Annotated in this window: 4 protein-coding genes and 1 tRNA gene; all 5 read left to right on the forward strand. The window is 68.4% G+C overall.

The window, feature by feature from the left end; all coding sequences use genetic code 11:
• A partial coding sequence (locus E1200_RS27410; RefSeq protein WP_131954968.1) for a DciA family protein occupies positions 1-446 on the forward strand: 446 nt, incomplete at its 5' end.
• A 377-nt stretch (positions 447-823) separates the two neighbouring features.
• Complete coding sequence (gyrB, locus tag E1200_RS27415) at positions 824-2,761, forward strand: DNA topoisomerase (ATP-hydrolyzing) subunit B (RefSeq protein WP_131954969.1); 1,938 nt, start codon at positions 824-826, stop codon at positions 2,759-2,761.
• Positions 2,762-2,846: 85 nt separating this feature from the next.
• Complete coding sequence (gene gyrA / locus E1200_RS27420) at positions 2,847-5,357, forward strand: DNA gyrase subunit A (RefSeq protein ID WP_131954970.1); 2,511 nt, start codon at positions 2,847-2,849, stop codon at positions 5,355-5,357.
• A 48-nt stretch (positions 5,358-5,405) separates the two neighbouring features.
• A complete protein-coding gene (locus tag E1200_RS27425) occupies positions 5,406-6,440 on the forward strand; it encodes a DUF3566 domain-containing protein (protein WP_243708864.1) in 1,035 nt (344 codons plus the stop codon).
• Positions 6,441-6,508: 68 nt separating this feature from the next.
• Positions 6,509-6,582: transfer RNA gene (locus tag E1200_RS27430), tRNA-Ile, on the forward strand.
• Positions 6,583-9,169: the final 2,587 nt, after the last annotated feature.

The raw sequence follows: 9,169 nt of genomic DNA on the forward strand, positions 1-9,169 counted from the left end.
CTCGGGAGGCGCTCGCTCAGGCGAAGGCGGATGCGCTGAAGCGGGGCACGCTGCCCGGGCAGAACGGGAAGCGCAAGGGCGGCGGGCGGGTCGTCCGGGTGCGGGATCCTGGGCGCGGTGGCGATCCCAAGTTGTTCGGTGCGGCCATCCGCGACCTGATGGCGTCCCGCGGCTGGGAGCAGCGGGCGGCGGTCGGCGGCGTGTTCGGCAACTGGGCCGGCATCGTCGGCGCGGAACTCGCCGAGCACACCCGGCCGGAGCACTTCGAGGACGGTGAGCTCACCGTCACCGCCGACTCGACGACGTGGGCGACGCAGCTGCGTCTGCTGTCGTCCACTCTCGTGCGGCGGCTGAACGAGGAACTCGGGCACGGCACCGTCCGCCGGGTGAAGGTGGTCGGCCCGTCCTCCGGCCCGCGCCGGCCCGGTGCCTGGCGCGTCCGCTGAGCCGATGGAGCAGCCCGGGACCGCGCCCGCCGAACCGTTCCGGGGGTGTCCGGGCCGAGTGGGAACATCTGTTCGGGGAGCAGGAGGTGAGTTCAGCAGCCAGCGCCACGCAGGACAGAGAAGCCCCCGGGTCATATAGGGGGGTGTGGCTCCAGGGCCACTCGGCCGCCACACGCGCATACAGCGCTCTTGAGTGCCACTTTCCGCCTCGTGACCCGGTAGAATGAATTTGGTTCAGGATGCTGCGCCGCCGCCGGGCGCCCGGGGCTCTGGCCACCACGAACAGAGCACGACCGGGTGCCCTCATGTGTGTTACGGGGCACACCGCGCCTCCCTCGGGCGCGGAGCGGCAGACATCCCCGGCAGGAGGATCTCCTTTGGCGTACGACGCTAGTTCGATCACTGTCCTTGAAGGGCTTGAGGCGGTTCGCAAGCGCCCGGGCATGTACATCGGCTCGACCGGTGAGCGCGGCCTGCACCACCTCGTCTACGAGATCGTCGACAACGCGGTCGACGAGGCCCTCGCCGGCTACGCGGACGACATCCAGGTGACGCTGATGGCCGACGGCGGCGTCAGCGTCGGCGACAACGGCCGCGGCATCCCCGTGGGCGAGCACCCGGTGGAGAAGCGGCCGGCCATCGAGCTGGTGTTCACCACGCTGCACGCGGGCGGCAAGTTCGACGGCAAGTCCTATGCGGTCTCGGGCGGTCTGCACGGGGTCGGCTCGTCCGTGGTGAACGCGCTGTCCACCCGGATGGAGGCCGAGGTCCGCCGCAACGGCCACGTGTGGCGGCAGTCCTACACGTGGCGGGGCCCGGAGACCGAGCTCCGCCAGGGCGAGGAGACGGAGGAGACCGGCACCCTCATCACCTTCTGGCCGGACCCCGACATCTTCGAGACCCTCGAATGGAACTTCGAGACCCTCTCCCGCCGCATGCAGGAGATGGCGTTCCTCAACCGCGGCCTGGCCATCACCCTGCGCGACGAGCGTCCCGACTACATCAACGGTGAGCCGCACGTCGTCCGGTACCACTACGAAGGCGGCATCGAGGACTTCGTCCGCTACCTCAACGCGCGCAAGGACGCCGCCCACGAGTCGGTGGTGTACTTCGGCGACGACACGACCGGCATGTCGCTCGAAATCGCCATGCAGTGGAACTCGACCTACGCCGAGTCCGTGCACACCTTCGCCAACACGATCAACACGGCGGAGGGCGGCACGCACGAGGAGGGGTTCCGGGCGGCGCTGACGACGATCGTCAACCGGTACGCCCGCGACAAGGGCCTCTTGCGCGACAAGGACGACAACCTCACCGGCGAGGACGTCCGCGAGGGCCTCACCGCGATCATCTCGATCAAGCTGGCCGACCCCCAGTTCGAGGGGCAGACCAAGACGAAGCTCGGCAACACCGAGGCCAAGTCGTTCGTGCAGCGCGCCTGCAACGTCTACCTGCGCGACTGGTTCGAGGAGAACCCCGGCGAGGCCAAGGAGATCATCAACAAGGCGTCGCAGGCGGCGCGGGCGCGGGTGGCGGCGCGGCAGGCGCGCGACCTGACCCGCCGCAAGAGCCTGCTGGAGTCGACGGCGCTGCCCGGCAAGCTGTCGGACTGCCAGTCCACCGACCCGCGCAAGTCCGAGCTGTACATCGTCGAGGGCGACTCGGCCGGCGGCTCGGCGAAGGGCGGCCGCGACCCGCACTTCCAGGCGATCCTCCCGATCCGCGGCAAGATCCTGAACGTGGAGAAGGCACGGATCGACAAGATCCTGAAGAACGCCGAGGTGCAGGCGATCATCACGGCGCTCGGCACCGGCGTGCACGACGAGTTCGACATCGAGAAGCTCCGCTATCACAAGATCATCCTGATGTCGGACGCGGACGTCGACGGCCACCACATCAACACGCTGCTGCTGACGCTGCTGTTCCGGTTCATGAAGCCGCTGATCGAGGCCGGGCACGTCTACCTGTCCCAGCCTCCGCTCTACAAGATCAAGTGGGATGCGCGGGGGAACGAGGCCGACTACGCCTACTCCGACGCCGAACGCGACGCGATCATCGAGGCCGGGATGGCCGCCGGAAAGCGCGACCCCCGCCCCCGCGACCAGGTGCAGCGCTTCAAGGGCCTCGGCGAGATGAACGCCAACGAGCTGTGGGACACCACGATGGACCCCGACAACCGGGTCCTGCTGCAGGTCCAGCTCGACGACGCCGCGCAGGCCGACGAACTGTTCAGCGTGCTCATGGGCGAGGAGGTCGAGCCCCGCCGGGAGTTCATCCAGCGCAACGCCAAGGACGTGCGCTTCCTCGACATCTGACGTGCGGGCCCCGGCCGGGCTCCCAGCGGCCTGACTCCCAGCGGCGACCGCACGCGCATCCCACCGAGCAGAAAAGGTCTTCAGAGTGACGGACGTGACCACAGAGGGCGGCCACCCGGGCGAGCGGATAGAACCGGTCGACATCCAGGTCGAGATGCAGAAGAGCTACCTCGACTACGCGATGTCGGTCATCGTCGCACGCGCCCTGCCCGAGGTCCGCGACGGCCTCAAGCCCGTCCACCGCCGCGTCCTCTACGCGATGTACGACGGCGGGTACCGGCCCGACCGCGGCTACTTCAAATGCGCCCGCGTCGTCGGCGACGTCATGGGGAACTACCACCCGCACGGCGACTCCGCCATCTACGACGCCCTCGTCCGGCTGGCGCAGCCCTGGTCGATGCGGTACCCGCTGGTCGACGGCAACGGCAACTTCGGTTCGCGCGGCAACGACCCGGCCGCGGCGATGCGGTACACCGAGTGCCGCATGGCCCCCCTCGCGATGGAGCTCCTGCGCGACATCGACAAGGAGACCGTCGACTTCTCCCCCAACTACGACGGCCGCTCCCAGGAACCGGACGTCCTCCCGTCGCGGTACCCGAACTTGCTGGTCAACGGGTCCGCCGGCATCGCGGTCGGGATGGCGACGAACATCCCGCCGCACAACCTGCGCGAGGTCGCCGAGGGCGTCCGGTGGTACCTGGACAACTTCGGCACCTCCGACGAGGACCTGCTCGAAGCGCTGATCGAGCGGATCAAGGGTCCCGACTTCCCGACCGCCGGGCTCATCGTCGGCCGCAAGGGCATCGAGGAGGCGTACCGCACCGGCCGCGGGTCCATCACGATGCGGGCCGTCGTGGACATCGAGGAGATCCAGGGCCGCACCTGCCTCGTCGTGACCGAGCTGCCCTACCAGGTCAACCCGGACAACGTCGCCCTCAAGATCGCCGACCTGGTGAAGGACGGCAAGCTCGACGGCATCGCAGACGTCCGCGACGAGACGTCCGGCCGGACGGGGCAGCGCCTCGTCATCGTCCTCAAGCGGGACGCCGTCGCCAAGATCGTCCTCAACAACCTGTACAAGCAGACGCAGCTGCAGGAGACGTTCGGCGCGAACATGCTCGCGCTGGTCGACGGCGTGCCGCGCACCCTGCGCATCGACCAGTTCGTCCGGCACTGGGTCACGCACCAGGTGGACGTCATCGTCCGCCGCACCCGGTTCCTGCTCCGCAAGGCCGAGGAGCGCGCCCACATCCTGCGCGCCCTGCTCAAGGCCCTCGACCGCATCGACGAGGTCATCGCGCTCATCCGCCGCTCGCCGTCCGCGCAGGAGGCGCAGCGCGGCCTGATGGAGCTGCTGGAGATCGACGAGATCCAGGCGCAGGCCATCCTCGACATGCAGCTGCGCAAGCTCGCCGCGCTGGAGCGCCAGCAGATCACCGACGAGTACGACAGGCTCATGGCGGAGATCGCCGACTACAACGACATCCTGGCCTCGCCCGCGCGGCAGCGCCAGATCGTCGGCGACGAGCTCACCCCCATCGTCGAGAAGTTCGGCGACGAGCGCCGCACCGAGATCATCCCGTTCGACGGGGACGTGTCGTACGAGGACCTCATCGCCGAAGAGGACGTCGTCGTCACCATCACCCGCGGCGGCTACGCGAAGCGCACCAAGACCGACCTGTACCGGGCGCAGCGCCGCGGCGGCAAGGGCGTGCGCGGCGCGCAGCTCAAGCAGGACGACATCGTCGACCAGTTCTTCGTCACCACGACGCACCACTGGATCCTGTTCTTCACCAACAAGGGCCGCGTCTACCGCGCCAAGGCGTACGAACTGCCCGACGCCGGCCGCGACTCGCGCGGCCAGCACGTCGCGAACCTGCTGGCCTTCCAGCCGGACGAGCACATCGCCCAGGTCATGGACCTGCGCGACTACGAGGTGGCGCCCTACCTCGTCCTCGGCACGAAGAAGGGCCGCGTCAAGAAGACCGCCCTGCGCGACTTCGACTCGCCCCGCACCGGCGGCATCATCGCCATCAACCTCGTCGACGACGACGAGGTCATCGCGGCGCGGCTCGTCTCGTCCGACGACGACCTGCTGATGGTGTCCACCGGCGCCCAGGCGATCCGCTTCCGCGCCGACGACGAGTCGCTGCGGCCGATGGGACGCGCCACGTCCGGCGTCATCGGCATGCGCTTCGAGGAAAGCCAGGAAGTCCTCAACATGCTGGTCGTCCATGGCGGCTCCGGGGACGTCCTGGTCGCCACCCAGGGCGGCTACGCCAAGCGGACCCCCATCGACCAGTACCCCCTCCAGGGTCGTGGGGGTAAGGGTGTCCTCACCGCTAAGATCGTGGAATCGCGGGGGATGTTGGTAGGGGCCCTGATGGTGGGCCCGGACGACGAGGTGTTCGCGATGACGTCCAACGGGGGCGTCATCCGTACCACCGCCGCGGAGATCAAGCAGTCCGGCAGGCAGACCATGGGCGTCCGCCTGATGAACCTCGCGGACGGGGACAGCGTCGTGGCCATCGCGAGGAACGTAGAGTCCATCGTGGAGGACTCAGACGACGCCGAGGGGAGCGACGGTGGTGAGTGAGGCGCCCAGCCCCTCCCCTGGTACCGAGCCGACAGGCCAGGAGGACACGTGAGCACCGAGCCCGGCAAGAGCAAGGGCGTGCCCGGCGCCGGTGAGCCCGGCGCGGGCCGCCCCGGCGCCGGGGCCTCCGGCAAGAAGCCCGCCGACCCCGGCAAGAAGCCCGCCGCGAAGCCGAGCAAGACCGTGGCCGCCGCGTCCGCCAAGTCCGGCCGGGACGAGACGACCGTCGAGATCGACAAGGACGCCAAGGCGGCGAAGCCCGGCACGGAGGAGACGCGGAACGACCTCGCGCTCCCCAAGGACGAGGCGGAGTCACCCGCGCCGGAGATCGCCCCGGTGCAGGACAGCACCGAACCGCCGTCCAAGGACACGGACGCCAAGCCGGCCGAGAAGCCCGCCGCGGCGTCCGCGGAACGCGCCACGCCCGCAGCGTCCTCCTCGTCGTCGTCCTCCTCATCCGGTTCGGCGGGCTGGGCCAAGCCCGCCGAACCGTCCGCGTCGGTCTCCACAGAACGTACGCAGCAGTCCGCGAAGCCGTTCAACGCGGGCACCCCGTCGCCGGCCCCGGGCAGCTCGTCCAACGCCGCCGGCCCGCCCCCGGCCGCCGCGGCCAAACCGAGCCGCCCAGGCTTCGCCCGCGCGGCCCTCAAGGACCGCCTCACCCCGGCGACGTCGACCACCTCGGCCAAGCCCGCCGACGGCAAACCCGCGCGCAAGGCCCAGCTGCAACTCGCCCGCCTCGAACCGTGGTCGGTGATGAAGTTCAGCTTCGTCATGTCCGTCGTCTGCTTCGTCATCCTCCTCGTCGCCGTCATCGTCCTCTACACGATCCTGTCCGCCCTCGGCGTCTTCGACGCCCTCAGCGACACGATCAACAGCCTCACCCGCGAACAGGGCGAGACCACCGGAACCGTCGACGCCGGCAGCTGGTTCTCCTTCTTCCGGATCTTCGGCTACACCGTCCTCGTCGGCGCCCTCAACGTCCTCCTCATCACCGCCCTCTCCACGGTCGGCTCCGTCATCTACAACCTCGCCGCCGACCTCGTCGGCGGCGTCGAGGTGACCCTCAAGGAGGCCGAGTAACCGATTTCCGGTTGCCCCGCCAGATGGGGTAACCTCTCGTTGCGCCGCCAGAACCAGCGGCACAACCCGGGCCTATAGCTCAGTCGGTTAGAGCGCATCCCTGATAAGGATGAGGCCGGTGGTTCAAGTCCACCTAGGCCCACTTCGGAGTTGGGAGTGGCATGCCTGCCGAAAGCGCAGGCGGTCACTCCTTCGTCATGTTGACCCGGGGGGCGACCCCCGGACCCCCGATGTGGGGGCTCCGCCCCCACGCCCCCTCCCGGTTGCGGTCGTGGGGCGCGGTTGCGTTGACGCGGGGCTGATGTCGTGAGGCTCCGCCCCTACACCCCCGTCCGGCTCGCGGTTCCGAATAGTGCGGGGCTGGTGTCACTGAGGAGGCCTCCGCTCTGGTTGCGATCCGTGCACAAGATCGGTCCCTACGGGGCTGATGCGGTGGGCTTCGCCCTTCCCCTTGGTTGCCGCTGTGGCTCACGGGTCTGATCTCGCGGAGTTCCCCACTCTCCGTCTCAGTCGCGGCATCGGATCAAAGACATGTTCGTGCGCTGTCACGGAGAGGTCGCCCCTACTCCGGGGCGCGGTACCCCCTCAGCGTCCTGTGGCGGGCTGGTGAGGTCGCGCGCTCCAGGAGGCCATCACCGGCACGCGCGCCGTGAAGGTGGTCGTCACCTACAGCGGAAGAGCGACTCGCGCTCGGCGCGTATGCGGCACAGGCAGTGCTTGCCGCCGCGCGCGGCAGCGCCCAGAGCAGCACGGTCCGAAGGCGGTCGCCGCCGGTCACTCCGGCGAACCGCCGCCTGAGCTGCGGTGGTACATCGAGGCGGCGGCGCGCACCGTGCGGCACCTCGATGACCTGGGCGAGGAGATCCGTAGGCGCCTGCCCCGACGCCGCGCTCAGGTGGCCCTGTCCCTCTTGGGGGCGGTTACGCCCACTTGTCGGGACGTCGGCGAGCCAGGCCGTTGTCCGGGACGGAGTCGGGCAGCAGCGACGCCCCCAGATGTTCCTCCCTGATCGGGAAGGAAGTCACCATGCCGTCGAACCGGTTGGGCCGGCCTCGGCCAGGAGGCAGGCTGAGCACGTGATCGATCATCCCTGTCACGACGGACGCCGGATCACGACCATCGGTGAGCGGTGTTTCGTCAGAACACCTCGTGGACCTCCATTGCGACATCAGGGCACAGCCGAGTTCAACGTAGGTTCCGAACACCTCGACGCCTGGCGAAAGGTCAACGGCGCGTGCGGCCTCGATGGCACATCCGCAGCACGCGGTACCTGAGCATGGGTGATGCCTCGTCTGGGCCGGAGTAGGTTCTGGGGTGTCCGGGCGGTGAAGCAGTTGGAGTGGCGCTGAGAGACTTGTTCTCGGGACGCGTACGAGGGGGAGGCTGGGGTGTTCCGGCCACCGCCGCCCAGGTGAAAGGCTGATCGTCTTCGACATTGCTTGGTGGTACAAACTGGGAGGCTATGGCGAGGCGGGTGCCGCCGTTGACGTCTTTCCACATGGCTGCGTGGGGTTTGGATTGTGGATTCGGACGGCGGTGAGGCATGCGCGCAGCACTCACGAGGGTTGGGGGCTGGGGCGATTGCTTGGCGGCGAGGGCTGAGGAATGACCCGGCCGGGGGCCGGATTTCCACAGGTTGTGGATAAGTGTGTGGTCAAGTTGATGCTTTGGTCAGGTGAGATCGAACTCGGCGCGGCGAAGGGGCCGGAGACCGTTCGGCGCGGCTTCTAGTTCGTTGTTCGACACTCGGGGAAGTCCGCGATGCGGCTTTGCTTGGCCGCGGAGAGCGCGTCGGAGTCGAGGTCGGGGCTTTCTGTGTCGAGCTATGGGGCGTCAGGGGCGTGGCCGGCTGGACGATGAAAGCGTATGTGCGCGGGGCGGTACGGTGGCGTCCGGCCGCCTGTCATGACTGGCCCACTGGGCCGTCTTTGGGATCGAGGACCGCGGCGGAAAGTGAATCGTCCCTCGACGGTGGTGTGGACAAGTTCGTGGTCGTTGTAGGGCGGTCGGCTGGCTGACGTCGTCGAGACCTTGTTCGTTGCACCGCCACTCCCTACGTCCAACCTCGACATTGGGAAGTGGCGTCCCCGTGCCCCACCCATGTGGGACGGGCCGAGACGGTGCTCTCCATTCCGCTCTTGCGTTCGTTGAGGGCCACACCGATGACGTCCGAGAGAAGGGCGCACTTCTGGCGCGTTTTGCTGTAGGCGTGCCCTGTCGCTGGGAGGGATTGAAGCGCCTGCTCTCAACTTCTGGGTGGTCGGGCTCGTCTCGCAGACGAAGGCGGGTAGCCGGGCTCTGGGACCGTCGGTATCTGCTGCAGGCGCAGGTGCGGGGTGTCGACGTCCTGGACGGCACGGGTGGTGCCTTCGGTGTAGTCCACGCGATCCCCCTATCCACAAGTTGTGGATAACTTCGCGGGGGTGAGGGTGTGGACTGGTGGCCTCTCTTCGCCGCCCATAATCCTCTCCTGGCGTGATCTTCGCATGGCGGAACGACGCGTCGGTGCGGGTTCGGCGGCCGAGTTGGTCGGTGGATGCGCAGTTCCGGTGATCATGAGGTTGGGCCGGGAGCTTGTGTGTCGAGCTGGGGATTTCCGGTGGGTAACGCTGTCCACCGGTCGTGCGGGGGTGTGGAGGGCGGTTGCCCACAGGGTGTGAACGGGGTGTGGGCGACACTCCGCTCAGGACGCTGTTGTAGCTGGTCAGCGGGTTATCCACGGTCTGGAC

This window comes from Actinomadura sp. GC306, assembly GCF_004348665.1.
Lineage (GTDB): Bacteria > Actinomycetota > Actinomycetes > Streptosporangiales > Streptosporangiaceae > Spirillospora.